Raw genomic sequence first — 25,308 nt, 5'->3', positions numbered from 1 at the left:
CTGATAACGCTCTGATGCATTTCTTGTCCAAAATTCATGCAAAAGCGGATTTCCCTGCCTGAAATATTTCCTGCGTCCGAGATGCCGGATCGCTGCGGCTAGGATAGCGCAGACGGCACTTGGTGATGCCCCGGGACGGCAAGCTAGGCTGTTGCGTGACCCATCCGGCGCTGGAGCATCCCCTTGCGAACCCCCCATGATCTGGAACTCGTCCATGTGACCAAACGCTACGCCGGGGGCGCGGTGGCGGTGTCCGACATCAGCCACCTGTTCCGGGGCGGCAGCTATGTCTGCCTGTTGGGCCCCTCGGGTTGCGGCAAATCCTCCACCCTGCGGATGGTGGCGGGGCACGAGACGGTCTCCGAAGGCCAGATCGTGCTGGCGGGCAAAGAGGTCACCAGCCTGCCCCCTGCCAAGCGCGGCACGGCGATGATGTTCCAAAGTTATGCCCTGTTTCCGCATCTGAGCGTCACCGACAATGTTGCCTTCAGTCTGAAGATGAAGGGGGTCGAGGCCGATGTGCGCCGCAAGAAGGCGCTGGAGCTTCTCGAACTGGTCGACATGACGAAATACGCCGACCGCCTGCCCGCCCAGCTGTCGGGCGGCCAGCAGCAGCGCGTGGCGCTCGCCCGTGCCTTGATCACCAACCCGCAGGTGCTGCTCCTGGACGAACCCCTCTCCGCGCTCGACCCTTTCCTGCGCATAAGGATGCGGGCCGAGTTGAAGAAGCTGCAGCGTGAGCTGGGGATTTCCTTCCTCCACGTCACCCACGGCCAGGACGAAGCCCTGGCGCTGGCCGATGAGGTGGTGGTGATGAACAACGCCCGCATCGAACAGGCCGGTCCCGCGCGCGAGGTGTTCAACGCGCCCAAGACCGAATTCGTCGCGAAATTCATGGGGGGCCACAATGTGCTGGCCCTTCCGCAGGGCCGCTTCGCGCTGCGCGCCGACGAGGTGCGCCTGGCCGCGGACGGCACTGAGGCCATCGTCACCGCGGTTGAATATGCCGGCGCGCATGTGGCCCTGACCGTCAGGGCGGCCGGCGATCAGGAGATCGTCGCGATGATCCCGGAGGCTCTTTTCTTTGCCGACCCGAAATCACCGGGCGAGGCCGTCCGGCTGACCTGGGACCAGAGCCGCCTGCACCCGCTTTCCGCCTGAAACACCCCAAGAAACCAAAACAACAGCGAGGACATGATGAAGAAGAACCACTATTCCCGCCGCAGCCTGCTCAAGGGCGGCGCCGCAGCTTTCGCCGCCTCGGCCCTGCCCGCGCCGATGATCTGGGCGCAGGACATCAAAGACATCACCCTGCGGCAGGCCGGGACCGGCGTGTCGGCCTTCAACGAAGTGGCGGCCAAGGTGAAGGAAGACCTTGGCTTCACGCTGGAAATGACGGCGCTGGATTCGGACTCGGTCACGCAGAAGGTCGCGACCCAGCCCGACAGCTACGACATCGCCGATATCGAATACTGGATCTGCAAGAAGGTCTGGCCGACCGGCAACCTGCAGGCGATGGATGTCTCGAAGATCAAGAACTACGACAAGATCGTCGGCATCTTCACCACCGGCAAATTGACCCCCGACAGCGTGATCGCACAAGGCACCGCCCCCCATACCGTCGGCTTCGTCGATGCCGCGGATGGCAAGACCTTCGCCAAGGCGCCCACCGGCTGGATGACCCTGATCCCCACGATCTACAACGCCGACACGCTGGGCATCCGCCCCGACCTCATCGGCCGCCCGATCGACAGCTGGGCTGAACTTCTGAACCCCGAGTTCAAGGGCAAGGCCTCGATCCTCGACATCTCCTCGATCGGGATCATGGATGCCGCCATGGTCTGCGAAGCAATGGGCAAGATCAAATACGCCGACAAGGGCAATATGACCAAGGACGAGATCGACCAGACCATGGCGATTTTCACCGAGGCGAAGAAAGCCGGCCAGTTCCGCGCCTTCTGGAAGTCGTTCGACGAGAGCGTGAACCTGATGGCCTCGGGCGAGGTGGTGATCCAGTCGATGTGGTCGCCCGCCGTAACCGCCGTCCGCTCCAAAGGCATCGCCTGCAAGTTCCAGCCGCTCAAAGAAGGCTATCGCAGCTGGGGTGGCGGGCTGGGCCTGTCCTCGGGGCTGAAGGGCGTGGCCCTCGACGCGGCCTATGAATACATCAACTGGTATCTGTCGGGCTGGGTCGGCGGCTTCCTGATGCGTCAGGGCTATTATTCTGCGGTGCCGGAAACCTCCAAGCTGTTCATGTCGGACGACGAGTGGGGCTACTGGTTCGAAGGCAAGCCCGCCATGGGCGACATCACCAACCCGCAGGGTCAAGTCATGGAACATGCCGGCGCGGTCCGCGATGGCGGGTCGTTCGCCGACCGGATGGGCCATGTCGCCTGCTGGAACTCGGTCATGGATGAGAACCAGTACATGGTCCGCAAGTGGAACGAATTCATCGCCGCCTGAGGCTGTGATCACAAACCGCCCTTTCCCCGCCCGGGGAGAGGGCTTTTCCGGGCAATGAGGGCGCGCGTGGACCGGTTGATGAAATCCCCCAACCTTCTGGGTTGGCTTCTGGCACTGCCGCTGGTCCTGGTGCTGGTGGTCTTTCTGGTCATTCCGGTGATCATGATCGTGGTGGTCAGCTTCTGGCAGGCAACCGAGTTTTCGATTGTCCCTGCCTTCGACCTTGGAAATTACGAGTTCCTGTTCGGCTCTCCCGTCACCTATCAGGTGTTTTTCAACACCCTGCGCTATGCCGTGATGACTTGGGCCCTGACGCTGGGGATCGGCTTTACCGTGGCCTATTTCTTGGCCTTCCACATCCGCAGCCAGACGACGCAGATCGCCCTTGCGCTGATCTGCACTGTGCCGTTCTGGACCTCGAACATCATCCGGATGATCAGCTGGATTCCCTTCCTCGGGCGCAACGGGCTGGCCAATTCGGCGCTGCTGAGCATGGGGGTGATCGACAAGCCCCTGGAGTGGCTCTTGTTCTCCGACTTCTCGGTCATGCTGGCCTTCGTCCATATCAACACGATCTTCATGGTGATCCCGATCCTCAATACCATGATGCGGATCGACAAATCCCTGATCGAGGCGGCACGCGACAGCGGCGCATCCGGCGCGCAGATCCTGTGGAACGTGATCATCCCCCTGACCAAGCCCGGCATCATGATCGGCACGATCTTCGTGCTGACGCTGGTGATGGGCGATTTCATCACCGTGCGCTTCATGTCCGGCAGCCAGAGCGCCAATGTCGGGCGGCTGATCTCCAACGACATCGGGCTCTTGCAATACCCGTCCGCCTCGGCCACCTCGGTCGTGCTTTTGCTGTCGGTGCTGGTGGTCGTGGGCGGCCTGCTGCGTATCGTCGACATCAGGAAGGAGCTGTAAGATGGAACCGCGTCCGCGCAGCTTCTACATCCTCGGCGCCTTCTTCTGGCTTTATGTCCTGTTCCTGTATGGCCCGACCATCACCATCGGCATCCTCAGCTTTCAGGGGCCGACCGGTGGCCTGACCTTCCCGATGCGGGGGGTCTCGCTGAACTGGTTCCATGAGTTGTTCAAGCAGCAGGCGGTGGGCGATATCTGGGGTTCGTTCCGGCGTTCGCTGGCCCTGGGGCTCATGGTCATGGTGACGACGGTGGTCGTCTCGGTCATGGGGGGGCTGGCGTTCCGCAAAAGGTTCAAGGGCTCGGGTGCGCTGTTTTATCTCGCGGTGGCGGGGCTGGTGATTCCTTCCATTCTCGTCTCGCTCGGCGTCGGTCTGTTCTTCTCGCAGGCCGGGATCCCGGTACATTGGGCGACCTCGGCCTTCGGGGCGCAGCTGACCTGGACGCTGCCCTTCGGCCTCTTGGTGATGTTCGCCGTCTTCAACCGCTTCAACCCGGCCTATGAGGAGGCCGCCCGCGACCAGGGCGCCACCCCGTGGCAGACCGTGCGTCATGTGGTCCTGCCGATGATTGCGCCCTCGCTTCTGGGTGTGGCCTTGTTCGGCTTCACCCTCAGCTATGACGAGTTTGCCCGCACGCTGCTGACCTCTGGCAGCCGCAACACCCTGCCGTTGGAGATTTTCGGGATGACGACCAACGTCACTACCCCGGTGATCTTCGCCCTGGGCACGCTGACGACGGTGTTTTCTTTCTTCGTGATCGGCGTCTTCCTCCTGTCGGTCTGGGCGATGAACCGCCGCCGCAAGCGCGCCGGGTCAGATGCGGGCAAGGGCATGATCTGATGCGGATTTCTGTGATCAACCCGAACTCCACCGCCTCGATGACCGAAAAGATCGCCGAGGCCGCGCGCATCGCCGCCCCCGAGGCCGAGATCGAGGCGCGGACCTGCTTTGGCGCCCCGCCCGCCATCCAGGGCCCGGAGGATGGCGCCGCCGCCCTGCCCTACCTTCTGGCAGAGGTGATTGCCGCCGAGGCAGCCGGCGCCGATGCCGCCCTGATCGCCTGTTTCGACGATACCGGCCTGGCCGAGGCGCGTGAAGCCGTGTCCATCCCGGTTCTCGGCATCGGCGAGGCCGCCTTTCATGCCGCGATGATGCTGGGCAAAAGCTATTCCGTCGTCACCACGCTTTCGGTCTCGGTCCCCGTCATCGCGGGCAACATCGCGACCTATGGCCTGTCTTCGCATTGCCTGAATGTCCGCGCCTCGGAAGTGCCGGTGCTGGAACTGGAACGGGAAGGCTCCGACGCCCGTGCCAAGATCTCGACCGAGATCGCCCGCGCCATCTGCGAAGACGACGCTGGCGCCATCGTTCTGGGATGTGCCGGGATGGCCGACCTTGCTGCGGCTTTGGAGGCTGAGCATGGGGTGCCGGTCATCGACGGTGTGGCGGCGGCCACCGCCTTTGCCGCGGCGCTGGTGCGGATCAGACCCAAGTCACATCTATAGGAGACCGATATGGCCAAGAAAATCCTCTGCGCCTTTGGCACCGATATCGACTCGGTCGCGGGCTGGATCGGCTCTTACGGCGGCGGCGACAGCCCCTCCGACATCCAGCGCGGCATCTTCGCGAGTGAGGTCGGCATCCCGCGCCTGCTGCGCCTGTTCAAGCGGTACGGCCTCAAGACCAGCTTCTTCATCCCTGGCCATTCGCTGGAAACCTTCCCCAAAGAGATGGAGATGATCGTCAAGGACGGCCACGAGGTGGGCGCCCACGGTTACCTGCACGAAAACCCCATCGCCATGACGCCGACGCAGGAGGAAGACGTCCTCGTCAAGTCGATCGAGCTGATCAAGGACCTGACCGGCGCCGCCCCGCGCGGCTATGTGGCGCCCTGGTGGGAGATGTCGAATTCCACCGCCGCCCTGCTTCTGAAACACGGCTTCCAATACGACCACAGCCAGGGCTACCGCGACTTCCAGCCCTTCTACGCCCGCGTCGGCGACAGCTGGACGACCATCGACTATTCCAAACAGGCCAAGGACTGGATGAAGCCCTTGAAGCACGGGGCCGAGATCGACCTCGTGGACATTGCCGCCAATTGGTATGTCGATGACCTGCCGCCGATGATGTTCATGAAGAAGGCGCCGAACAGCCATGGTTTCGTGAACCCCCGCGACATCGAGGAGATGTGGCGCGACCAGTTCGACTGGGTCTACCGCGAGATGGATTACGCCGTCTTCGCCTTCACCATCCATCCCGATGTGGCGGGCCGCCCCCAGGTGCTTTTGATGCTGGAACGGCTGATCGAGTATATCTCGAAACACTCCGGCGTCGAATGGTTGCCTTTCGAAGATATCGCCGCCGATTTCCGTGCCCGTTACCCCTTTGGCGGCACGGCGCGGCCAGAGGTCATCTGATGTGCAACGCCTGCGGCTTTCCGGCCCGGCCCGGGCATTGGACGGATGCAGGGCTTCTGACCGCACACGACCGCCTGCGCGCCCGCTTTCGCCGGGCCCAGGTGCTGGCGCGGGTGCTGCGGCCCTATGGCCTGACCGCGCATGATGATGGGGTGACGGAGGGCATAACCCTGTCGACCCTGAGCGGGGCGAGCGTGATCGTCACCCGCCCCGACGACCTTTGGCCCACGGTCGAACGGCTGGCGGGGCGCCCGGTCGATGTGCTGAATGGCTGACACCCGCCTGCCGCTGACCCTGCTCGGCGGGTTTCTGGGTGCCGGCAAGACCACCTGGCTGCGCCACCAACTGCACCACGGCCTGCGCGCCCACGTTGTGGTGAATGAGGCGGCGGGCGTTTCGGTCGACCATGCCTTGCTGGCCGGGGCCGCCGGGATCACCGAACTTGCCGGCGGCTGCGCCTGTTGCGAGGGGCGGGCCGCCATGGTGGCAGCACTGCGCCATCTGGTGGACCGGCGCAGCAAGGGCGAGGATCTGGCGGACCTGGTGCTGGAAACCTCAGGCCTTGCCGATCCGGCGGCGATCCTTGATGCCATCGCGGCGGACCCGGTTCTGGTGCATCACATCCGAATGACCGGCACGGTGGTGCTGGTGGATGCGGTGAACGGGCTTGCCGGGGCCTCGGTTGCGCCGCTGGCTTTGGCGCAGATGCGGGCGGCGGATCGGTTGATCCTGACCAAGACAGACGCCACCGCGCCGGAGAGGGTGGCCCGGCTCGCCGCCACATTGCGGCAGCTCAACCCCCTGGCGGCGATCTCCGCCGCCGTTGCAGGCCAGCCCGTGGCCTTTCCGGCGAGCGAGGCGCTGCCGTTGGACCTGCCCGCCACCGCCGACACCCCGATGCGTGCCGTGACCCTGTCCTTGCCACCCGAGGCCGATTGGGCCGCGCTGTCGCTTTGGCTTTCGGCGCTGCTCCACGGCCATGGCGACCGGCTTTTGCGCATCAAGGGCGTGGTGGACAGCCCCGCCGGGCGGCTGTTGATCCAGACCGTGCGGCACAGCGTGCAGCCGCCCGAAGTGCTGCCCGAAGGCCATGGCACCAGCAACACGCTCGCGGTGATCGGTGCGGTGGAGGACGGGCAGGCACTCGCCGCCTCACTCGCGCGCTGGTGTGGGGCATGAAAAAACCCGGCGCCGTGGCACCGGGTTATTCAAGATACCAGGGGCGAGGAAGCCTCAGCCCATCCGTTCCGAAGCATAGGAACCGGGCGAGGCCGGGAAGACCACGGTCTTGTTGCCGTTCTGGAAGACGCGGTGGTGGATATGGGCGTGGATGGCGCGCGACAGGACTTGGGCTTCGACATCGCGGCCAAGGCTAACGTAATCCTCGGCGCTTTGGGCATGGGTGATGCGGACGGTGTCCTGTTCGATGATCGGACCCTCGTCCAGATCGGCGGTGACGTAGTGGGCGGTGGCGCCAATCAGCTTCACGCCGCGTTCGTAAGCCTGCTTGTAGGGGTTCGCACCCTTGAAGGATGGCAGGAAGGAGTGGTGGATGTTGATGATCCGCCCCGACATGCGCTGGCAGAAGGCATCCGACAGAACCTGCATGTAGCGCGCCAGAACCACCAGCTCGGCGCCGGAATCGTCGACCAGCGCCAGAAGGCGGGCTTCCGCCTCGGCCTTGTTCTCCTTGGTCACCTTGATGTGGTAGAAGGGCAGATCATGGTTCACCACGACCTTCTGATAGGTCAGGTGGTTCGACACCACGCCGACGATATCGATCGGCAAGGCGCCGATGCGCCAGCGGTACAGAAGGTCGTTCAGGCAATGGCCGAAGTTCGACACCATCAGCAGAACCTTCATGCGGTCCTTGCCGGCGTGCAGGGCCCATTCCATGCCGAAAGCCTCGGCCACCGGGGCGAAGCCTTCGCGCAGCGCCTCGGGCGTCGCCCCGGTTTCGGCGCGAAAGGAGATGCGGGCGAAGAACATGCCGGTCAGGTCATCATCAAACTGCGCGGCATCCGTGATGTTGCAACCCTTGTCCGCAAGATAGGTCGAAATCGCGGCCACGATGCCGCGGCGTGAGGTGCAATGCACGGTCAGAACATAAGTCGTCATGCCGGTAGTCCCTTGTCTTTCTCTGGAGGGCGAGCGGTGATGTGCAAACAGGGGCCGCGGCCCATGCCGCCACCCTTGCTTCGGACCGGGATCCAAACAGAGCAGCCCGCCGAAGACAAGCGCAGAAGCGATTTCCGACCGATTCCGCCGCATTTGGCGCATCAAATCGCACAGCTTTCCAGCGTCACCCCGACCGGACTGACAAATTCCGCTGGCGGGCGCGCATGATTGACAGTGCTCTGCTTCTCCCGTTTCACTGCGAGGGGCAATGACAAGGCAATCCCGACATGACAAGCCCGACCCTTTTTCCGCCTGACGCGCTTCTGCAACCGCCCTTTGCCGAACTTCTGGAGATCCGCATCGTCTCTGCCGCCCCCGATCGGGTCGAAGCCGAGATGCGGGCGGACCCGAAGCTGATGAACCGCAACGGCGTGTTGCATGGCGGGGCGATCATGGCGCTGGCCGACAATGTCGGCGGCGTGGCGGCAAGCCTGTCGTTGGGCGAGGGGGCGATGACCACCACGCTGGAAAGCAAGACCAACTTCTTCCGCTCGATCCCGCCGGGCGATCTGGTGCGCGCCGTGGCGGTGCCGCTGCATCAGGGCCGCAAGACCGAGGTCTGGCAGACCAGCATCCTGCGCAGCGATGGCAAGCTGGCGGCCCAGGTCATCCAGACCCAGATGACCCTGCCGAAGGACCGCGCGCCGCTGGCTGCCTCCCCCATCTCCGGCGCCTGAAAGGATCGGCCAGATGCCCGTCATCGACTGTCACGGAACCGGCCTCGCCCGCGGGCTTGCCCATGGCGAAGGCGCGCGCGACCTGATCGGGGCGGCGCTGGCGCGGTGGGAGGCGGCCACCCTCTCCGCCCAGCCCGGCAAGCTGCGGATCGCGGACTATGCCGCGACCTTCCTGGGCCGGACCGGGCTTTTCGCCCGGGTGCGCGCCCGCTTTCCCGACCTGGCCGAGGAGGTGCGCGGCATCGCCCTTGGCGCCGGCGTGGCCGAGGATCTGATCGCCGCTTACAACCTGATGGACGAACAGTGGTGGTACGATCTGGACCAGACGCCCCACGCCGCGCCAAGACCTGAACCCGGCTGCAGCCTGATCGGGCTGGCCGGGCCGGGGCACAGCCTGCTGGCGCAGAACATGGACCTGCCCCGGGATATGGACGGCGCACAGATCATCCTGCGCCTCAGCGGCCCGGACCTGCCCGAAACCTTGTTGCTGAGTGCAGCCGGCATGATCGGGCTGACCGGGGTAAACCGGGCCGGGGTCGCGATCTGCGTCAACACGCTGTTGATGTTGCGGCACCAGACCGGCGGCCTGCCCGTGGCCTTCGTGCTGCGCGCCGCCCTGGCCAAGCGCAGCGCAGCCGAGGCTTTGGCAGTGCTGCGCGATCTGGCCCATGCCAGCGGCCAGCATTACGCCGTGGCCGATGCCTCTGGCGTGACCGGGCTGGAATGCGCGGCCGGAGGCGCCGTCACCAGCAGCGCGGGGCAAAGTGTTCTGCTGCACACCAACCACCCCCTGCGCAGCGCCGATCTTGACGGCACGGCACTGGCGCTTCTGACCGGGCGCGGCAGGATCGCCAATTCCGAGGAAAGGCTCGCCTGTCTGCAAGACCGGGTCACGGCCCTGACAACCGGTGCAGAGGTCGAGGCGCTGCTTTCGGACCCGAGCCTGCCGATGTGCATGGTCGCCGAGGAGGACGGCCGCAGCCAGACCTTCGGGACGGTCCTGTTCCAGCTGGGCGACCGGACCGAGGCGCGTTTTCGTCTGGGTCTGCCGGGGCGGGCCCCGTGGCAGAGCCTTGGCTTTGCGGATTAGGATGGCCTGGATGAAACAGCGCCTGGGCTCTTTCCGCCATGCGGCGCGCGGGGTCTGGCTGCTGCTGGCGCAGCCCAATGCGCGGATCCATCTTGCGGCGGCGCTGGGCGTGATCGTGTTGGCGCTGGTGCTGCGGGTCAGTGCGGGCGACTGGGCCCTGCTCGTCCTCGCCATCACCGCCGTTCTGGCCGCCGAGGCGATCAATACCGCGGTGGAGCGGGTGGTCGATCTGGTCAGCCCAGAGTGGAGCAGCCTCGCCCGCGATGCCAAAGATCTGGCGGCGGCCTGCGTGCTGATCACCGCAATCGGGGCTGTGGCCGTCGGGCTGGTGGTGTTCCTGCCCTATCTGCGGGCCTGACCCCCCGCGCCTGCCGCGGGGGCGCCGCCCGAGTAACCCCTTGTGCAATGTTGCAAAAACCCATTCTACTTTGGCGCGGACCCGCATCGGGTGGCAGCGACGGAGGGCGGACGTGCCAAACAGCAAAACCTTCACCACGCTTCTGATTGCGGTGAGCCTTGGCTTTGCCTGGATGATCTCGCCCCTGTTCGGCGCGATCTTCTGGGCGGTCACGCTGGCCATCGTGTTCGACCCTCTGGCGCGGCGCTTGCAGGTCCGGATGGGCGGGCGGCGCAATCTGGCCTCGGCGGTGATGATCCTGGGCATCCTGCTGGTGATCATCCTGCCGGCCCTGCTGATCCTTGCGGCGGTCTTCCGCGAGGCGGCCTCGCTGGTCGAGGCGGTGAAATCCGGCCAGATCGACCTGCACGCGATGTTTCAGGACCTGATGAACGCCCTGCCCGTCTGGACCAAGGACATGCTGGCGCGCGTCGGAATCAGCGATCTGACCACCCTGCAGGACGGCATCCCCGCCGCGGCCAGCGACTGGATCGCGGCCAACGGGCGGACCTTCCTGTCCTTCGGGCGCTCCACGGCGGGGGCGGTGGTCGCCATTTGCGTGATGCTGTACCTGACCTTCTTCCTGTTTCGCGACGGCGACAAGCTTCTCGCGCGGATCAAGGCGGCCATCCCGATGGAGCGCGACCTGATGGAGGATCTGCTGCAGACTTTCACCATCGTGGTGCGCGCCACGGTGCGCGGTGATCTTGTGGTGGCGCTGCTGCAGGGCACGGTGGCGGGACTGGGCTTCTGGGTGCTCGGGGTCCATGCCGTGCTTTTGTGGATGGTGCTGATGTCCGTCCTGTCGCTGTTTCCGGTCTTCGGGGCGGCGCTGGTCTGGGTACCGGTCGCGATCTATTTCCTGGCCAAGGGAATGATCTGGCACAGCATCGCGCTGACGCTTTATGGCGTGCTGGTCGTCGGCCTGATCGACAATCTGGTGCGGCCCTGGCTGGTCGGGCAGGCGACGCGGATGCCGGATTACCTTGTGCTGATCTCGACCCTGGGCGGGATCTCGACCTTTGGGATGCAGGGCTTCATCACCGGACCGGTTCTGGCCGCCCTGTTCCTCGCGGTGTGGAGCACTTGCCTGTCGCGCCCGAAGGGTTGACGGGCGCCAAAAGGCTCAGCCCTGCGCCGCCTGGGTCTCGGTGCCGTAGAACTTGAGGAACATCGCCGTGGCGCTGCCGGCGTTGCGGGCGATTTCGGCCTCGGTGGGCAGGGTCGTCACCTTGCCGAACAATCTCCGCCGAAACAGACCGGCGGTCGCCAGTTCGACGAATTGCGAGGAGGCGAATTCGACGTCGGGGATGGTAAGCCTGCCCTTGTCGATCTCGGCCTGCAGGATCGTCGACAAAAGCCGCACCGTCCGCGCCGCGCCCCGGTCGAAGAAGCGCATCCCAAGCTCTGGCATCCGTTCGCTGACCCCGATCACGACGCGATGCGCCCGGATCACCGTGTCCGAGCACAGGATGCGGATCACCGCCGCCGCAAAGCTCTGCAACCGCTGCTCCAGCGTGCCGGTGCCCTGCAGGGCCGCCTCGACCCCGGCGAAAAGCACGGCGCGTTCGCGTTCGATCAGGGCCTCGAACAGGTCTTCCTTGCCAGTGAAATAGACATAGATCGTGCCCTTCGACACCCCCGCCTCGCGCGTGATGTCATTCATGCTGGCGGCGTCATAGCCCATCGAGGAAAACACCCGGTGCGCCCCTGACAGGATCTGCTCGCGCTTGGCCGCGTCCTGCCCTGCAGCACAGCGGCCCCCGGTCGCCATCGGCTTACCGGGGCATTCGCCCGCAACCGGATTGTCTGCTTCAGTCATCGGAACACTCTCTGAAAATAAATCGAACCGCTCAGTTCGATTTCAGTTGATTTTACCGCGCGGCCGTCCTACGTGCTGAATCGAACCAATCAGTTCGATCTGGACAGAGATAGACACATGTCGCTTGATGATCAACCCCAGCCTAACGCCGGAACTGGCAATGCGCGCCTCGCCCTTGTGCAGACTCCCGCGGTCCAGTCGCCCGCATTGAAAGAAACGCCCGCCCCCGCCGCACCCGTGGCAGAGGCGCCCAAAGCGGCGGCCTCGGCCAAGCCGAAAAGCCGGCGCAAGACGGTGGTGCTGAGCATCATAGCCCTGGCCCTGGTCGGCTTCGGTGCGACCTATGGCCGCGACTACTGGCTGAATGGCCGCTTCATGGTCAGCACCGATGACGCCTACGTTCAGGGCAACATCGCGCAGGTTTCTGCCAAGATCCAAGGCTATGTCAGCGAGATTCCGGTGGTGGAAAACCAGAAGGTGCAGGCCGGCGACGTGCTGGTGCGCCTCGACGATGGCGACTACCGCATCGCGCTGGACCTCGCCAAAAGCAAGATCGCGACCCAGGCCGAGACGCTGAAGCGGATCGAGGCCCAGACCGAAGCCGCCAAGGCCGCCGTCCTGCAGGAACAGGCCAATCGGGATGCGATGACCGCGGCCCTGAAGAATGCCAAGCTGGTCGATGACCGCGCCCGCAGCCTTGCCGCCTCGAACGCGGCGACGCGGGCCCAGGTCGATTCCGCCGATGCAGCCCTGGCGCAGGCCACCGCCGATCTGGCCGGCGCCGAGGCGAAAATCGCCAGCGCCGAGGCGAATGTGGCCGTGATGCAGGCCGAATATCAGGAAACCCAAAGCGGGACGCGGGCGCTGGATCTGGCCGTGCAACAGGCGCAGCGCAATCTGGACCTGACCCTGCTGCGCGCGCCCTATGCCGGCACGATCACCAATCTAAGCCCGCAACAGGGCGATCTCGTCAGCCCCGGCCAGATCCTCGGCGCCATCGTGCCGACCGATCAGCTTTATGTCGAGGCGAACTTCAAGGAGACCCAGCTGGACGGGATCAAGACCGGCGCCACGGCGAAGATCGTGGTCGACGGCCTGCCGGGTCAGGATTTCGCCGGCACCGTCACCTCGATCTCGCCTGCGACCGGCTCGATGTTCTCGCTGCTACCGGCCCAGAATGCGACCGGCAACTTTACCAAGGTCGTCCAACGCGTGCCGGTCCGGATCAGCCTGCCCGAAGATGTTCTGGCCAGCGGCAAGATGCGCGCCGGCCTGAGCGTGGTGATCGACATCGACAGCCGCACCGGTTCGGTCGGCAACTGAGGCGAACACATCATGGCTGGCCCCGCCGCCCCCACCACCATCAGCAAGCGCAAGGTCTTTGCCTTTCTGGCGATGGTCTTCGGCATGTTCATGGCGATTCTCGACATCCAGGTCGTCTCGGCCTCGCTGGCCGAAATTCAGGCGGGGCTGAGCGCCAGCTCCTCGGAAATCTCCTGGGTGCAAACCGCTTACCTCATCGCCGAAGTGATCATGATCCCGCTGTCGGGCTTCCTGAGCCGGGTCCTGTCGACGCGGATCCTGTTCACCGTCGCGGCGGCGGGCTTCACGGCCTCGAGCTTCCTGTGTGCCACGGCCAGCAACATCGACCAGATGATCATCTACCGCACGCTGCAGGGCTTCCTCGGCGGTGGCATGATCCCCAGCGTCTTCACCGCCGCCTTCACGATTTTCCCGAAGTCGAAACAGGCCATCGTCTCGCCGATCATCGGGCTGGTCGCCACTCTGGCCCCCACCGTTGGCCCGACCATCGGCGGCTATCTGAGCCACACCCTGTCCTGGCACTGGCTGTTCCTCGTCAACGTCCCCCCGGGCATCGCCGTGACCATCGCGGTCTGGTTCCTTGTCGATTTCGACAAGCCCAACTTCGCCCTCTTCAAGAAGTTCGACTGGACCGGGCTGGTGGCCATGGTCGCCTTCCTCGGCTCCTTCCAATATGTGTTGGAGGAAGGCCCGGGCAACGACTGGCTCAACGACGAGACGGTCTTCGCCTTTTCGATCACGCTGGTGATTGGCGCCGTGGCCTTCTTCTGGCGCGCCTTCACGGTGGAGGAACCTGTGGTGGACCTGCGTGCCTTCAAGGACGTTAACTTCGCCTTCGGTTCGACCTTTTCCTTCGTCATGGGGTCGGGCCTGTACGGCATGACCTATCTTTACCCGCTCTACCTCGGCCAGATCCGCGGCTTTGACAGCATGATGATCGGCGAGACGATGTTCGTCAGCGGCTTGGCCATGTTCTTCACCGCGCCCTTCGCCGGCATTCTCGCGCGCAAGGTCGACATGCGGATCATGATCATGATCGGCCTTCTGGGCTTTGCCGTCAGCAGCTGGATGCTGACCGGCCTGACCGGCGACTGGGACTTCCGCGAGCTTTTCCTGCCGCAGATCCTGCGCGGCGTGTCGTTGATGCTCTGCATGGTGACGGTCAACAACCTGGCCCTGGGCACCCTGCCGCCCGAGCGGATGAAGAACGCTTCCGGCCTCTTCAACCTGACGCGGAACCTTGGCGGTGCGGTCGGGCTGGCGCTGATCAACACCCAGCTGGTGGACCGTGGCCGGCTGCACTTTGCCCGCCTGGCCGATGATGTCACCTGGTCAAACCCGGCGGTGACCCATCAGCTGGACACGATGGCGCAGGCGATGTCCGCCAAGGGGCTGGACGGCCACAAGGCGGCGCTGGCGCAGATGATGGCGCAGGTGAGCCAGCAGGCGCGGCTCTTGTCCTTCATCGACGTGTTCTTCCTGCTGGCCGTGCTTTTCGCCTCGCTGGCGGGCTTTGCCTTGCTGATGCGCAAGCCGGGCGGGCCGGTGGGCGCGGGGCACTGAAACCGCAGTCAGGCCTCGCCCTCGATCGCCGCTGAAAGCTGCTGGGCAATCACGCGCACCGTCTGGCCATAGCGGGCGATGCGGTCCGGCGTGACCCTTGCGGCGAGGCCCGAGATCGAGATGGCGAACAAGGGCTCGCCCTCTGCCGACAGGACCGAGGCCGCAACGCAGCGCATTCCCGTGACGAACTCCTCGTCATCGACCGCGTATCCCTCCACCCTGATCCGGGCAATTTCGGCCAGCACATCCTCGGGCTTCATCAGGCTGGTCGCGGTCAATGGCCGCAGTCCATTCCGCCGGATCAGAGCCACAATCGCCTCATCCGGCCAGGCCGCGATCATCGCCTTGCCCATGGCCGAGTTGATCACCGGCGCCCGCCCACCGGGCGGGGCGATGGCGCGCATGATCTCGCGGCTTTCCACCTGGGCCAGGGTGACGACCTCGCCATCGTCCAGCACGCCAAGGTTGGCCGTCTCGCGCGTCGCATCGCGCAGGCGGCGCAGGTAGGGCAGGGCCACGGTGGCATGATTGACCCGCCGCGCATAGGCGGAGCCGACGAAACCGGCCCGCCGCCCCACGACCCAAAGTCCGCTTTCAGCGGAGGCCTGGGCAAAGCCACGCTGTTCCAGCGTGGTCAGCAGGCGGTGCGTCGTGGACACCGCCAGATCAACGCTGCGCGCCAGATCGGACAGGCGGATGCCCTCGGTCCGGGTGGCAAGCTCCTCCAGGATCCGCAAGGCGCGTTCCACCGACTGAACGCCTTGCCCCTCCGAGGTCTTGGTCATGCTCCGCCCCTTTTCCACATGGTGGAAAGTTTTGCGGTTGTTTTGGCCGCAGGGCAAGGGGCTGGTTATAGCGGAAGGGCCTTAGTTCGGAGACCGCCATGTCCGCTTACGTCCCCCGCGCCGGCTTGCGCGTTGATGCCGCCCTTGCCAGCTTTGTCGAAACTTCGGTTCTGCCCGGCACCGCCGTGGCACCCGAGACCTTCTGGCAGGGCTATGCCGCCCTCCTCGCCGATCTGGCCCCCGAAAACCGCCGCCTGCTGGAACGCCGCGAAACGCTGCAGGCCGAGATTGACACCTGGCTTGCAGCCCGGCGCAGCGCGCCGCTGGATGGGGCGGAGTGGCGGGCGTTTCTGACCGGGATTGGCTACCTTGTACCCGAGGGCCCCGACTTCGCCATCGAAACCGGTCCGGTGGACCCGGAGATTGCCAGCCTTGCCGGGCCGCAGCTGGTGGTGCCGGTGTCGAATGCCCGCTTTGCGCTGAATGCCGCGAACGCGCGCTGGGGCAGCCTTTACGACGCGCTGTACAGTTCGGACGCGATGGGCACGAAGCCCGAGCGTGCAGGTCTGGACCCGACCCGGGCGGCAGAGGTCGTGGCCTGGACCGCCGATTTCCTTGACAAGGCGGTGCCGCTGCAGGGGGGCAGCCATGTCGGCGCCCGTGCCTACAGCGTTAAAGACAATATGCTTTTGGTTCAGACCGCCGATGGCTCCCTCGCGCCGCTTGCCAGCCCCGCACAATTCGCCGGAACCGGGCAGCAAGGCGACCGCCGCCTGATCCTGCTGCAGAACCACGGCCTCCACATCATCCTCGGCTTTGACGCCACCCACCCGGTCGGCGCGAAAAGCCCCTCGGGCCTGTGCGATGTGGAAATGGAAAGCGCCCTCAGCGTCATTCAGGACTGCGAGGACAGCGTCACCGCCGTCGATGCCGCCGACAAGGTCGCGCTCTACGGCAACTGGCTGGGCCTGATGAAAGGCGATCTGGCCGAGACGCTGACGAAGAACGGCAAGACCATCCACCGCCGCCTGAACCCTGACCGAGTCTTCGCGGCCCCGGATGGTGCGACCCTCACCCTGCCCGGTCGCGCCGTCATGCTGGTGCGCAATGTCGGGCATCTGATGACCACCGATGCCGTCCTGTGGAACGATGCCGAGACCCCCGAAGGCATGCTCGATGCGCTGATCACCGTCGCCTGCGCCCTGCATGATCTGCAACGCGGCAGCGGCCTGCGCAACTCCCGCACGGGGTCGGTCTATGTGGTGAAGCCCAAGATGCACGGGCCCGAGGAAGTGGCCTTTGCCGACAGGCTCTTCGCCCGGGTCGAGGATATCCTGGGCCTTTCCCGCAATACGGTAAAGCTTGGCGTGATGGATGAGGAGCGCCGCACCTCTGCCAACCTGCTCGAATGCATGCGCGCGGTGAAGGATCGCCTCGTTTTCATCAACACCGGTTTTCTGGACCGGACGGGGGATGAGATCCACACCTGCATGCAGGCCGGCCCCGTCGTGCCCAAGGGAGAGATGAAGGATATGCCCTGGCTTGCCGCCTATGAGGCCGGCAATGTCGATGCCGGCCTGGCGACCGGCCTGCCCGGACATGGCCAGATCGGCAAGGGCATGTGGGCCAAGCCCGACGCGATGGCCGAGATGCTGGCTGCCAAGGCCGCGCATCCGATGGCCGGGGCCAGCACTGCCTGGGTGCCCAGCCCGACCGCCGCCACCCTGCACGCGATCCACTACCATCAGGTCGATGTCACCGCCCGGCAAACCGCGCTGACGTCGCGACCGCGCGCCAGCCTTGACGCCTTGCTGACCCCGCCCTTGCTTCAGGGTCGCAACCTTTCCGCCGAACAGATCGCCCATGAGGTCGATCTGAACTGCCAGTCCATCCTCGGCTATGTCGTCCGCTGGGTCGATCAGGGCATCGGCTGCTCCAAAGTGCCCGACATCGACAATGTGGCGCTGATGGAGGACCGGGCGACCCTGCGCATCTCGGCCCAGTTCCTCGCCAACTGGCTGCTGCATGGGTTGATCACCGAAGCGCAGATCGACGCCAGCCTACGGCGCATGGCCCTGCGGGTCGATGACCAGAACGCTGGCGATCCGGCCTATCGGCCGATGGCCCCGGGCTTTGACGGGCCGGCCTTCCACGCCGCCCGCGATCTGATCCTGCAAGGCGCCACCCAGCCTTCGGGCTATACCGAACCCCTGTTGCACCGCGCCCGTCGTGTGGCAAAGTCTGGCATCACCCACATCGAGGAAGCAGCCCAATGATCACGATCACCCGCCTTGATATCGCCGATGCCCGCATCCTGATCGCCGGGGCTGCGGCCCGGGCCACGGCCATCGGCGTGCCGATGTGCATCGCCGTCACCGACGAAAGCGGCCAACTGGTGGCGTTCGAGCGGATGGATGGTGGCAAGGTCACCTCGACCACCATCGCGATCGACAAATCCTTTACCGCCTCCGCCGCGCGCAAGGCCACGCATGAATATGGCGCCGCGAGCCAGCCGGGCGCGCCAGCCTATGGCATCGCTTCCGCCATCGGCGGCAGGCTGATGGTGGTGGGCGGCGGCTTGCCGGTTCTGGTCAAGGGCGAGGTCGTGGGCGGCATCGGCGTCTCCTCCGGATCGCCCGCGCAGGATCAGGACGTGGCCCAGGCCGGGATCGACGCTTTCCTCAAAACGATCTGAGCCGAGGCTTCAGAGGAACAGGGACAGGATCACGCCCATGATGGTGCAGCCCACCACGGCATTGACGGCATCCAGAGCAGCCAGCTTGTAGGGCCGCCCAGCGAAGGCGTAGTTCATCGTCACCCAGGGCGTTATCAGGAAAGCCCCGATGCCGAAACCGCCCATGATCCCCTCGGGCAGGGTGTCGAGGCCGGCCTTCACGAAGACATGGCGCATCATGCCGGCGACCAGCAGTTCGGCCAGAAAGCCCACGACGAAGGGCAGGGGGCTGCGGTTGCCCATCGGCTTTCCCGCCGCATCCAGAGGGATGCCCGCCGCCTGCATCCAGGGTTTGGACATCCGGATGTACCAGAAGGCGCCAAAGCCATAGGCCACGGCTGCGGCCAGGATCACGGCGAAAATCTGCATGGGTCATCTCCTGTTCTGACCGCGCGACGTTACCGCTTTTGGCGGCGGCGCGGAACGGGTTTCACGGGGTCACACCGCCCAGACCACAGATGATCCGCCATTCCTCCGGGCTGACCGGCTGGACCGAGAGGCGCGAATTGTTGATCAGCACCATCTTTTCCAGCCCCGGCTGGACCTTGCAGGTCTCCAGCGTCACGGGCGTGACAAAGGATTTCACCGCGCGGATATGGACACAGTCCCAGCGCGGATCGTCGGTCGTGCTGTCATGCGCGGATTCGGCGGAAACCTCGACCACGCCGACGATCTCCTTGCCGACGTTGGAATGGTAGTAGAAGCCAAGGTCGCCGATCTTCATCGCCCGCATGTTGTTGCGCGCCTGATAGTTGCGCACGCCATGCCATTCCTCGCCCGCTGCACCGCGGGCGACTTGCTCGTCCCAGCTCCAGGTGTCGGGCTCGGACTTGAAAAGCCAGTAGTTCATCCGATCACCCGGTTCCACGCGCGCAGTTCGACCGAGGCGAAGAGCCCGGCCTTGGCATAGGGGTCGCCGGCGGCCCAATCCTGCGCCTGCTGCATCGTCTCGACCTCCACCACGACGAGCGAGCCGCACATGGCGCCATCGGCATCGAGGAAGGGCCCGGCAAGGTCAACGACGCCGCTGGATTTCAGATACTCCACATGCGCCGGCCGGTTTTCGGTGCGGATGTGAAGCGAATTGGGCTTGTCGGTGCAGATCAGGGCTACGCGCATGTCATTCCTCTTTCAACGGGCGGGACATCAGGCTGCGGATGGCCTGGTCCAGCGGGATATCCTTGGCGATCAACCGTGCCACCATCGTGGCAATCGGCATGTCGATCGACCGGCTTTCGGCAAGGTGTCTGACCGCTTGCGAAGTGGCAACCCCCTCCACCGTGGTCCGCGCATCAAAGCTTTGCCCGGCGCCCAGCGCGAGGCCAAAGCGCAGGTTGCGCGACTGGGTCGAGGTGCAGGTGAGGACCAGGTCGCCGAGGCCGGAAAGACCGGAAAGCGTCTCTGATCTGGCCCCCAGGGCCGAGGCGAAGCGTTGCATCTCGGCAAAACCCCGGGTGATCAGGGCTGCACGGGCTGACTCGCCAAGCCCCGCACCGATCACCACACCGGCTGCAATGGCAATCACGTTTTTCAACGCCCCGCCGAGTTCTGCGCCGATGACATCGGCGGTGCGGTACAACCGCAGGGTCTGGGTCGAAAGCAGGTGTTGGAGCGCCTCGGCCTCGGGTCCCGCGCAGGCGAGGGTCAGGGCGGTCGGAAGCCCGCGTGCGATATCGGCGGCAAAGCTCGGGCCGGTCAGGATGGCGGCGGGGCTTTGCGGGCAGTGCTGCGCGATCAAGGCTGTCGGGCCGCGCAGGCTGGTCAGATCGACCCCCTTGCAGCAGGCCACCAGCGGCAGGCCATCCAAGGCGCCGCCCTGCGCCGCCAGAAACCCGCCGAGCGCCTGCATCGGCAAGGACAGCAGGACCGCCTCGGCCCCCGCCAGATCCGCGATTTCCGCCGTAACAGAGACTGTTTCGGGCAGCGTCACCCCCGGCAGGCGCGCCTCATTCGCGCGGCAGGCCCCCATCTCGGCGACCTGCGCCGCATCGCGCGCCCAAAGCCTGACGGCATGGCCTTCGCGCCCCAAGGCAATGGCCAGCGCCGTCCCGAAAGCTCCTGCGCCTACGACGCCGATCATGCCTTGGCCCCCTTCTTGCCCGAGCCGATCAGCGGAGCCGCCAGCTTGTCCAGCGGCCAGCGCGGGCGGGCCACAAGATCGCTGCCACTTTCGGCGCCCATCAGGTGACGCTCGATCCCGGCCCAGGCGATCATCGCGGCGTTGTCAGTGCAAAGCCGCAGGGGCGGGGCGGTGAAACGCACGCCGAGACGGTCAGAAACAGTCTCTAACGCCGCCCGAATGGCCTTGTTGGCCGCAACGCCACCCGCCACGGCGAGGGCGGGGCTTTCTGGGTTCAGGGCCAGATAGATCTCCAAGGCTCGGCGGGTTTTCTCGGCAAGAACGGCGACGACAGCGGCCTGAAACCCGGCGCAGATGTCGGCGCGGTCTTGCACGGTGATGCCACCCTTTTCGGCCACCAGCGCATCGCGCACCCGCAGAACCGCCGTCTTAAGCCCGGAAAAGGACATGTCGCAGCCCGGACGATCCAGCAGCGGGCGTGGCAGGGGGAAGCGTCTCGCGTCACCCTTGGCCGCCTCGGCCTCCACCCAGGGGCCGCCGGGCTGCGGCAGGGCGAGAAGCTTGGCGACCTTGTCAAAGGCCTCACCCGGAGCGTCGTCGATCGTTCCCCCCAGACGCTGGAACAGGTCCGGCCCCTGCACGATCAGGAACTGGCAATGCCCGCCGGAGACGAGCAGCATCAGATAGGGAAATTCCAGCCCATCGGTCAGGCGCGGCGTCAGCGCGTGGCCGGCGAGATGGTTCACGCCCAGAAGGGGCAGGCCCGTCGCGGCGGCGATCCCCTTGGCGATCATCACCCCCGACAGCACCCCGCCGATCAGCCCCGGCCCCGAAGTCACCGCCACCGCGTCCAGATCGGCCAGCGTCAGCCCGGCCGAGGCCAAAGCGCGCTCCACCGAATGGTCCAGCCGTTCGGCGTGGGCACGGGCGGCGATTTCGGGCACCACGCCGCCGAAATCGGCATGAAGGGCGGACTGCCCCTCGACATCCGAACTCAGCACCTGAGCTGTACCGTCGGGAAAGCGGCGCACCACGGCGGCTGCGGTGTCATCGCAGCTGCTTTCAATGCCCAGAAAGGTCAAGGTTGCGTCCATGGCATCCATCACGAATGTTCGGGCCAGATTGCCCCGGAACCTTTGCGGAGGTAACACCTTGGTCATGGCCATACAATCCTCTCGCCCCGTGGTTTTGTTGACCCGCCCGCAAGCGCAATCGGCCCGCTTCGCCGAAGACCTGCGCGCGGCGGCGCCGGGGATGGCGATCGTGATCTCTCCGCTGCTGGAAGCCAGGCTCCTGACCCCGGCTCTGACCGGCGGGCCATGGTCCTCGGTGATCCTAACCTCGGAGACCGGGGCCTTGGCGGCGGGGCGGCTGAAGGCGCAGCTGCCCGACACGGCCTTTTGCGTCGGGCGCAAGACGGGGGAGGCGGCGCGTCTGGCGGGCTTCAGCCCCATCACCTCTGACGGCGACGCCGAGGCCCTGCTGGCGCTGATTCTCTTGCACCCCAAGGCGCCCCTCCTGCATTTGCGCGGGCGCGAGGCGCGGGGCGATCTGGCTCGGCGGCTTTCGGCCAGCGGTTGGCCTACGGAGGAGCTGGTGGTCTACGCGCAGGATCCCCGCCCCCTGACCTCCGAGGCGGTCGCCCTGCTGCAGGGTGCCGCACCGGTGATTGCGCCGCTGTTTTCGCCGCGCAGTGCCGAAATTCTGGCATCCGAGTGCCGCCGGGTCGCCGCCACCGCCCCAATGACCGTGATCGCGATGAGCGCAGCCGTGGCCCGATCCGCCGATATCAGGCAAGCCGCGATGCAGATTGTCGCCCATCCGGACGGAACAAACATGCGGGATGCGGTGTTAACCCATTGGTCGCAGGCCAGCGCGCTTGAATAGCGGCGCTGCCCGGCATTACCTTGGAACCAGAAGTGCAGTGCGAAGAGGACGAACCATGGCCGACACGGATGACACGGGCGCGATTGATCTGGGCAAGGCGGATGCGGGCACGGCGGAGCCTCTGCCCGCCGCTACCCCTACGCCCGATCCGGTTCCGACACGGCCTGTCAAACCGCAAAAGGGCCGCTCGGTGATCTGGCCGATCTTTGGCGGCGTTCTGGCCGCCGCGGCGGGCTTTGGTTTGGCGCAGGTGGTGCCGAACGGTTGGCCCTTGCAGGACACCAGTGCCCTGTCCACCCAGCTTGCCGCAGAGGTGAACGAGGTCAAGGCGCTGAAGGCGCAGATCGTCGAACTGGGTCAGCGCATCGAAACCGTTTCCGCCCTCGCCGACCGGGTCAGCAAGCTGGAAACCACGCCCCCCGCCGCGCAAGGCGGCGATCAGGTCACCGCCCTTGAAGCGCGGATTGCGACGCTGGAGGCGCGGCCGGCTGGCACCACTGGCGACCCCGCCGCGCTGACCCAGCTGAGGTCCGAGGTCGAGGCGCTGAAGGCCAATGGCGCGGGCATCGTCTCGCCCGAAGTGCAGGCGGCTTTGGATGCCAAGGTCAAGGACACCGAGGCAAAGCTGGCCGCGATCGAAGCGGCGGCGCAAAGCAATGCGCAGGCCGTCACCGCCCGCGCCGCCCTTGTCCAGATTGCGGCGGCGCTGGACAGCGGGGCACCCTATGCGGCGGCGATCGCCGATCTGAAGGGCACCACGCTGCCCGCCGTTCTGACCGACCACGCCACCTCCGGCCTGCCAACGCTGCAAGGCCTGCAAGCCGATTTCCCCGCCGCCGCCCGTGCCGCTCTTGAAGCCGCCCTGCGCGCCAACATGGGACAGACCTGGAGCGAGCGTGTGACCACCTTCCTGCGCGCCCAGACCGGCGCCCGTGCCCTTGCCCCGCGCGAAGGCAACGACCCCGATGCCGTCCTGTCGCGTGCCGAGGCCGCAACTGCCAAGGGCGACCTTGCCGCGGCGCTGAAAGAGCTGACCGCCCTGCCGCCCGAAGGTCAGGCAGCCATGGCGGATTGGCAAGCCCGCGCCCAGCTGCGGCTGGATGCGGCGGCTGCCCTGCAATCCTTGACGCAGGCGGGGTAAATCATGCTGTGGTCGCTGCTCCGTATCCTGTTCTTCGTCGTCGTGGTGCTGGCCCTCGCCTTTGCCGCCAACCTCCTGCTGCAGGCCGATGCCGTGATGCGGATCGCCTTTGCCGGGTGGGAGTTCAGCCTGCGCCCGTTGCAGCTGGCCATTGCGGTTTTGGTCGTGATGCTGGCGGTCTGGGTGATCTTCAAGGTGCTGGGCCTGCTGGTCGCCGTCCTGCGCTTTCTCACCGGGGATGAAACCGCGATCTCGCGCTATCTGGACCGCGACCGCGAAAGGCGCGGGTTTCAGGCGCTGGCCGATGGCGCCATGGCGCTGGCCGCGGGCGAAGGGCGTCTGGCGCTGATCAAGGCGCAACGGGCGGCGGGCTATCTGCAACGGCCCGAGCTGACCAACCTGCTGATCGCCCAGGCCGCCGATTTCGCCGGCGACACCAAACGCGCGGGCGAGGCCTACAAGGCGCTTCTGGCCGACCCCCGCTCGCGCTTCATCGGGATTCGCGGGCTTCTGAAGCAAAAGCTGGCCGAGGGTGACATGGACACCGCGCTGAAGCTGGCCGAAAAGGCTTTCGAGATGAAGCCGCGCCATGCCGAGTCGCAAGAGATCCTGCTGAAGCTGCAATCGGGCGCCGCCGATTGGAAAGGCGCGCGCGCCACCCTGACCGCGCAGTCGAAATCCGGCGCTCTGCCCCGCGATGTCTACCGTCGCCGCGATGCCGTGCTGGCCCTGCAAGAGGCGCGCGGCGTGATGGATGAAAGCGCCAGCATCGAGGCGCGTGAGGCGGCGATTGCCGCCAACAAGCTGTCGCCCGACCTGATCCCCGCCGCCGCCATGGCCGCGCGCAGTTATATCGACAAGGGCGATGCCAAGAGCGCCACCCGCGTTCTGAAAAAGGCCTGGGAGGCGCTGCCGCACCCCGACCTCGCCGCCGCCTTTGCCGAGATTGCGCCGGAGGAAACCCCCGACGCCCGCCTGAAGCGCTTCCGCATCCTGACGGCGATCCACCCGGATGATCCGGAAACCAAACAGCTGCTGGCCGAGTTGAACATCGTCGCCGAGGACTTCCCCGCCGCCCGCCGCGCCCTGGGCGATCTGGCCACCAGCCACCCGACGCAGCGCAGTCTTGCCATCATGGCGGCCATCGAGCGTGGCGAAGGCGGCGATGACGCCACTGTGCGCGCCTGGCTCTCCAAGGCGATCATCGCGCCGCGCGGCCCGCATTGGTGCTGCGACAAGTGCCAGGCCGTCCACGCCGCCTGGGCGCCGATCTGCGAGAATTGTCAGGGCTTCGACACGCTCAGCTGGCGCGAGCCCGCCGAAACCGCCGGCGCCACGGGAAGCGAGCTGTTGCCCGTGTTGGTCCACGCCCCGCACCCACCCGCCGCAGAACCGGAGCCGGAGCCCGAACCCATCGACCTGGAGGCCATCGGCCGCCGCGCGAACTGAAGCTGATCTGGCCTTACCCCGGCCAGATCAGCACTTTCCAACCGATTGAAACGCGCGAGAGCGCCGCCTTCCTCTGGACAACAGCGCCGAGTGTGGTTACACGACGCCTCGTGCCCCAATAGCTCAGCTGGTAGAGCAATTGCTTCGTAATTGTTGGGTCCGTCCCAGAATGATGCGCAAAACCAGTCGCTTACGGGGCTTGACTTGGGAATAGTAGGGCCATAGTAGGGGCCTGACCAGAAAAGTGCCGCCGTAGCTCAGCTGGTAGAGCACGTCATTCGTAATGATGGGGTCGGGAGTTCGAGTCTCTTCGGCGGCACCAGTTTCTCAATTGCTTCGGTCACCTACTCTTCGTCTATGCGCTTTCTGCC

At 65.7% G+C, this 25,308-nt stretch carries 27 protein-coding genes and 1 tRNA gene; 20 read left to right on the top strand and 8 right to left on the bottom strand.

From position 1 onward, the window contains the following. Window positions 1-183: 183 nt before the first annotated feature. The 8 genes from AC1DVR_RS00440 (at window position 184) to AC1DVR_RS00405 (ending at window position 6,990) form a co-directional block, all read left to right on the top strand. On the top strand, window positions 184-1,161 hold the full coding sequence (locus AC1DVR_RS00440; RefSeq protein WP_477998539.1) for an ABC transporter ATP-binding protein: 978 nt from the start codon (window positions 184-186) through the stop codon (window positions 1,159-1,161). Window positions 1,162-1,197: 36 nt separating this feature from the next. Then, the gene (locus tag AC1DVR_RS00435) at window positions 1,198-2,463 is read left to right on the top strand and encodes an ABC transporter substrate-binding protein (protein WP_477998873.1); all 1,266 of its coding nucleotides are present in this window, start codon (window positions 1,198-1,200) and stop codon (window positions 2,461-2,463) included. A 78-nt stretch (window positions 2,464-2,541) separates the two neighbouring features. Continuing rightward, window positions 2,542-3,393: an ABC transporter permease gene (locus AC1DVR_RS00430; protein WP_477998538.1), complete on the top strand. Its 852-nt coding sequence runs from the start codon at window positions 2,542-2,544 to the stop codon at window positions 3,391-3,393. Window position 3,394: 1 nt separating this feature from the next. Further along, the gene (locus tag AC1DVR_RS00425) at window positions 3,395-4,234 is read left to right on the top strand and encodes an ABC transporter permease (protein ID WP_477998537.1); all 840 of its coding nucleotides are present in this window, start codon (window positions 3,395-3,397) and stop codon (window positions 4,232-4,234) included. Continuing rightward, entirely contained in the window at window positions 4,234-4,899 is a 666-nt protein-coding gene (locus AC1DVR_RS00420) for an aspartate/glutamate racemase family protein (RefSeq protein ID WP_477998536.1), read from the top strand. Before AC1DVR_RS00425 ends, AC1DVR_RS00420 begins: the two co-directional genes overlap by 1 nt. A gap of 9 nt (window positions 4,900-4,908) precedes the next feature. Continuing rightward, window positions 4,909-5,811 (top strand): polysaccharide deacetylase family protein, encoded by a 903-nt coding sequence (locus AC1DVR_RS00415; RefSeq protein WP_477998535.1) that lies wholly within the window; start codon window positions 4,909-4,911, stop codon window positions 5,809-5,811. Next, window positions 5,811-6,086, top strand: a complete 276-nt coding sequence (locus AC1DVR_RS00410) for a hypothetical protein (RefSeq protein ID WP_477998534.1) — start codon at window positions 5,811-5,813, stop codon at window positions 6,084-6,086. Before AC1DVR_RS00415 ends, AC1DVR_RS00410 begins: the two co-directional genes overlap by 1 nt. Next, window positions 6,079-6,990 carry a GTP-binding protein gene (locus AC1DVR_RS00405; protein WP_477998533.1) on the top strand — a complete coding sequence of 304 codons (912 nt, stop codon included), beginning with the start codon at window positions 6,079-6,081 and terminating at the stop codon, window positions 6,988-6,990. Before AC1DVR_RS00410 ends, AC1DVR_RS00405 begins: the two co-directional genes overlap by 8 nt. A 54-nt stretch (window positions 6,991-7,044) precedes the next feature. Here the strand turns inward: AC1DVR_RS00405 and purU are convergent, their stop codons facing one another. After that, window positions 7,045-7,929 carry a formyltetrahydrofolate deformylase gene (gene purU, locus AC1DVR_RS00400; protein ID WP_477998532.1) on the bottom strand — a complete coding sequence of 295 codons (885 nt, stop codon included), beginning with the start codon at window positions 7,927-7,929 and terminating at the stop codon, window positions 7,045-7,047. A 287-nt stretch (window positions 7,930-8,216) separates the two neighbouring features. Here purU and AC1DVR_RS00395 point away from each other — a divergent pair, with 287 nt between their 5' ends. The 4 genes from AC1DVR_RS00395 to AC1DVR_RS00380 all read left to right on the top strand — a co-directional run bounded on the left by AC1DVR_RS00395 (window position 8,217) and on the right by AC1DVR_RS00380 (window position 11,264). Next, window positions 8,217-8,666 (top strand): PaaI family thioesterase, encoded by a 450-nt coding sequence (locus tag AC1DVR_RS00395; protein WP_477998531.1) that lies wholly within the window; start codon window positions 8,217-8,219, stop codon window positions 8,664-8,666. A 13-nt stretch (window positions 8,667-8,679) separates the two neighbouring features. Beyond that, window positions 8,680-9,756 (top strand): C45 family autoproteolytic acyltransferase/hydolase, encoded by a 1,077-nt coding sequence (locus tag AC1DVR_RS00390; RefSeq protein ID WP_477998530.1) that lies wholly within the window; start codon window positions 8,680-8,682, stop codon window positions 9,754-9,756. Window positions 9,757-9,766: 10 nt separating this feature from the next. Next, window positions 9,767-10,114, top strand: coding sequence for a diacylglycerol kinase family protein (locus AC1DVR_RS00385; RefSeq protein WP_477998529.1), 348 nt, complete (start codon window positions 9,767-9,769; stop codon window positions 10,112-10,114). A gap of 112 nt (window positions 10,115-10,226) precedes the next feature. After that, on the top strand, window positions 10,227-11,264 hold the full coding sequence (locus AC1DVR_RS00380; protein ID WP_477998528.1) for an AI-2E family transporter: 1,038 nt from the start codon (window positions 10,227-10,229) through the stop codon (window positions 11,262-11,264). A gap of 15 nt (window positions 11,265-11,279) precedes the next feature. Here the strand turns inward: AC1DVR_RS00380 and AC1DVR_RS00375 are convergent, their stop codons facing one another. Then, window positions 11,280-11,975: a TetR/AcrR family transcriptional regulator C-terminal domain-containing protein gene (locus AC1DVR_RS00375; RefSeq protein WP_477998527.1), complete on the bottom strand. Its 696-nt coding sequence runs from the start codon at window positions 11,973-11,975 to the stop codon at window positions 11,280-11,282. 117 nt (window positions 11,976-12,092) lie between these two features. Between AC1DVR_RS00375 and AC1DVR_RS00370 the strand changes: the two genes are divergently transcribed. Next, window positions 12,093-13,298, top strand: a complete 1,206-nt coding sequence (locus AC1DVR_RS00370; RefSeq protein ID WP_477998526.1) for an HlyD family secretion protein — start codon at window positions 12,093-12,095, stop codon at window positions 13,296-13,298. Between the two features lie 12 nt (window positions 13,299-13,310). After that, window positions 13,311-14,861 carry a DHA2 family efflux MFS transporter permease subunit gene (locus AC1DVR_RS00365; protein WP_477998525.1) on the top strand — a complete coding sequence of 517 codons (1,551 nt, stop codon included), beginning with the start codon at window positions 13,311-13,313 and terminating at the stop codon, window positions 14,859-14,861. Between the two features lie 8 nt (window positions 14,862-14,869). On the opposite strand, the gene AC1DVR_RS00360 is transcribed toward AC1DVR_RS00365, so the two are convergent. Further along, a complete protein-coding gene (locus AC1DVR_RS00360; protein WP_477998524.1) occupies window positions 14,870-15,646 on the bottom strand; it encodes an IclR family transcriptional regulator in 777 nt (258 codons plus the stop codon). A 98-nt stretch (window positions 15,647-15,744) separates the two neighbouring features. Here AC1DVR_RS00360 and AC1DVR_RS00355 point away from each other — a divergent pair, with 98 nt between their 5' ends. Then, the gene (locus AC1DVR_RS00355) at window positions 15,745-17,922 is read left to right on the top strand and encodes a malate synthase G (protein ID WP_477998523.1); all 2,178 of its coding nucleotides are present in this window, start codon (window positions 15,745-15,747) and stop codon (window positions 17,920-17,922) included. Then, complete coding sequence (locus tag AC1DVR_RS00350) at window positions 17,919-18,341, top strand: GlcG/HbpS family heme-binding protein (protein WP_477998522.1); 423 nt, start codon at window positions 17,919-17,921, stop codon at window positions 18,339-18,341. Before AC1DVR_RS00355 ends, AC1DVR_RS00350 begins: the two co-directional genes overlap by 4 nt. A 9-nt stretch (window positions 18,342-18,350) precedes the next feature. On the opposite strand, the gene AC1DVR_RS00345 is transcribed toward AC1DVR_RS00350, so the two are convergent. The 5 genes from AC1DVR_RS00345 to tsaD all read right to left on the bottom strand — a co-directional run bounded on the left by AC1DVR_RS00345 (window position 18,351) and on the right by tsaD (window position 21,554). Next, window positions 18,351-18,749 carry a DUF1761 domain-containing protein gene (locus AC1DVR_RS00345; RefSeq protein ID WP_477998521.1) on the bottom strand — a complete coding sequence of 133 codons (399 nt, stop codon included), beginning with the start codon at window positions 18,747-18,749 and terminating at the stop codon, window positions 18,351-18,353. Window positions 18,750-18,810: 61 nt separating this feature from the next. Continuing rightward, window positions 18,811-19,230: an EVE domain-containing protein gene (locus tag AC1DVR_RS00340; protein ID WP_477998520.1), complete on the bottom strand. Its 420-nt coding sequence runs from the start codon at window positions 19,228-19,230 to the stop codon at window positions 18,811-18,813. Further along, window positions 19,227-19,499, bottom strand: a complete 273-nt coding sequence (locus AC1DVR_RS00335; protein WP_477998519.1) for a YciI family protein — start codon at window positions 19,497-19,499, stop codon at window positions 19,227-19,229. The genes AC1DVR_RS00340 and AC1DVR_RS00335 overlap by 4 nt, the downstream gene beginning before the upstream one ends. A gap of 1 nt (window position 19,500) precedes the next feature. Beyond that, window positions 19,501-20,460: an NAD(P)H-dependent glycerol-3-phosphate dehydrogenase gene (locus AC1DVR_RS00330; protein WP_477998518.1), complete on the bottom strand. Its 960-nt coding sequence runs from the start codon at window positions 20,458-20,460 to the stop codon at window positions 19,501-19,503. Then, the gene (gene tsaD, locus AC1DVR_RS00325) at window positions 20,457-21,554 is read right to left on the bottom strand and encodes a tRNA (adenosine(37)-N6)-threonylcarbamoyltransferase complex transferase subunit TsaD (protein WP_477998517.1); all 1,098 of its coding nucleotides are present in this window, start codon (window positions 21,552-21,554) and stop codon (window positions 20,457-20,459) included. Before tsaD ends, AC1DVR_RS00330 begins: the two co-directional genes overlap by 4 nt. Window positions 21,555-21,651: 97 nt before the next feature. On the opposite strand from tsaD, the gene AC1DVR_RS00320 reads away from it, so the two are divergent. The 4 genes from AC1DVR_RS00320 to AC1DVR_RS00305 all read left to right on the top strand — a co-directional run bounded on the left by AC1DVR_RS00320 (window position 21,652) and on the right by AC1DVR_RS00305 (window position 25,259). Next, window positions 21,652-22,347: a uroporphyrinogen-III synthase gene (locus tag AC1DVR_RS00320; protein ID WP_477998516.1), complete on the top strand. Its 696-nt coding sequence runs from the start codon at window positions 21,652-21,654 to the stop codon at window positions 22,345-22,347. A gap of 55 nt (window positions 22,348-22,402) precedes the next feature. Then, window positions 22,403-23,488, top strand: coding sequence for a COG4223 family protein (locus AC1DVR_RS00315; RefSeq protein ID WP_477998515.1), 1,086 nt, complete (start codon window positions 22,403-22,405; stop codon window positions 23,486-23,488). 3 nt (window positions 23,489-23,491) lie between these two features. After that, the gene (locus AC1DVR_RS00310; RefSeq protein ID WP_477998514.1) at window positions 23,492-24,937 is read left to right on the top strand and encodes a heme biosynthesis HemY N-terminal domain-containing protein; all 1,446 of its coding nucleotides are present in this window, start codon (window positions 23,492-23,494) and stop codon (window positions 24,935-24,937) included. Window positions 24,938-25,183: 246 nt separating this feature from the next. Then, window positions 25,184-25,259 (top strand) — tRNA-Thr (locus AC1DVR_RS00305). Window positions 25,260-25,308 lie beyond the last annotated feature (49 nt).

Source organism: Rhodobacter sp. P2_H5 (genome assembly GCF_056403335.1).
Note: the sequence above shows the minus strand (reverse complement) of the source record. Positions and strands in the feature narration are given on the sequence as shown.

What these genes read in the sequence shown, in the direction of transcription:
- AC1DVR_RS00435 (WP_477998873.1), top strand. Translation starts at nt 1,198, where the DNA reads ATGAAGAAGAACCACTATTCCCGCCGCAGCCTGCTCAAGGGCGGCGCC.
- AC1DVR_RS00430 (WP_477998538.1), top strand. Translation starts at nt 2,542, where the DNA reads ATGAAATCCCCCAACCTTCTGGGTTGGCTTCTGGCACTGCCGCTGGTC.
- AC1DVR_RS00425 (WP_477998537.1), top strand. Translation starts at nt 3,395, where the DNA reads ATGGAACCGCGTCCGCGCAGCTTCTACATCCTCGGCGCCTTCTTCTGG.
- AC1DVR_RS00420 (WP_477998536.1), top strand. Translation starts at nt 4,234, where the DNA reads ATGCGGATTTCTGTGATCAACCCGAACTCCACCGCCTCGATGACCGAA.
- AC1DVR_RS00415 (WP_477998535.1), top strand. Translation starts at nt 4,909, where the DNA reads ATGGCCAAGAAAATCCTCTGCGCCTTTGGCACCGATATCGACTCGGTC.
- AC1DVR_RS00410 (WP_477998534.1), top strand. Translation starts at nt 5,811, where the DNA reads ATGTGCAACGCCTGCGGCTTTCCGGCCCGGCCCGGGCATTGGACGGAT.
- AC1DVR_RS00405 (WP_477998533.1), top strand. Translation starts at nt 6,079, where the DNA reads ATGGCTGACACCCGCCTGCCGCTGACCCTGCTCGGCGGGTTTCTGGGT.
- purU (WP_477998532.1), bottom strand. Translation starts at nt 7,929, where the DNA reads ATGACGACTTATGTTCTGACCGTGCATTGCACCTCACGCCGCGGCATC.
- AC1DVR_RS00395 (WP_477998531.1), top strand. Translation starts at nt 8,217, where the DNA reads ATGACAAGCCCGACCCTTTTTCCGCCTGACGCGCTTCTGCAACCGCCC.
- AC1DVR_RS00390 (WP_477998530.1), top strand. Translation starts at nt 8,680, where the DNA reads ATGCCCGTCATCGACTGTCACGGAACCGGCCTCGCCCGCGGGCTTGCC.
- AC1DVR_RS00385 (WP_477998529.1), top strand. Translation starts at nt 9,767, where the DNA reads ATGAAACAGCGCCTGGGCTCTTTCCGCCATGCGGCGCGCGGGGTCTGG.
- AC1DVR_RS00375 (WP_477998527.1), bottom strand. Translation starts at nt 11,975, where the DNA reads ATGACTGAAGCAGACAATCCGGTTGCGGGCGAATGCCCCGGTAAGCCG.
- AC1DVR_RS00370 (WP_477998526.1), top strand. Translation starts at nt 12,093, where the DNA reads ATGTCGCTTGATGATCAACCCCAGCCTAACGCCGGAACTGGCAATGCG.
- AC1DVR_RS00365 (WP_477998525.1), top strand. Translation starts at nt 13,311, where the DNA reads ATGGCTGGCCCCGCCGCCCCCACCACCATCAGCAAGCGCAAGGTCTTT.
- AC1DVR_RS00360 (WP_477998524.1), bottom strand. Translation starts at nt 15,646, where the DNA reads ATGACCAAGACCTCGGAGGGGCAAGGCGTTCAGTCGGTGGAACGCGCC.
- AC1DVR_RS00355 (WP_477998523.1), top strand. Translation starts at nt 15,745, where the DNA reads ATGTCCGCTTACGTCCCCCGCGCCGGCTTGCGCGTTGATGCCGCCCTT.
- AC1DVR_RS00350 (WP_477998522.1), top strand. Translation starts at nt 17,919, where the DNA reads ATGATCACGATCACCCGCCTTGATATCGCCGATGCCCGCATCCTGATC.
- AC1DVR_RS00345 (WP_477998521.1), bottom strand. Translation starts at nt 18,749, where the DNA reads ATGCAGATTTTCGCCGTGATCCTGGCCGCAGCCGTGGCCTATGGCTTT.
- AC1DVR_RS00340 (WP_477998520.1), bottom strand. Translation starts at nt 19,230, where the DNA reads ATGAACTACTGGCTTTTCAAGTCCGAGCCCGACACCTGGAGCTGGGAC.
- AC1DVR_RS00335 (WP_477998519.1), bottom strand. Translation starts at nt 19,499, where the DNA reads ATGCGCGTAGCCCTGATCTGCACCGACAAGCCCAATTCGCTTCACATC.
- AC1DVR_RS00330 (WP_477998518.1), bottom strand. Translation starts at nt 20,460, where the DNA reads ATGATCGGCGTCGTAGGCGCAGGAGCTTTCGGGACGGCGCTGGCCATT.
- tsaD (WP_477998517.1), bottom strand. Translation starts at nt 21,554, where the DNA reads ATGGACGCAACCTTGACCTTTCTGGGCATTGAAAGCAGCTGCGATGAC.
- AC1DVR_RS00315 (WP_477998515.1), top strand. Translation starts at nt 22,403, where the DNA reads ATGGCCGACACGGATGACACGGGCGCGATTGATCTGGGCAAGGCGGAT.
- AC1DVR_RS00310 (WP_477998514.1), top strand. Translation starts at nt 23,492, where the DNA reads ATGCTGTGGTCGCTGCTCCGTATCCTGTTCTTCGTCGTCGTGGTGCTG.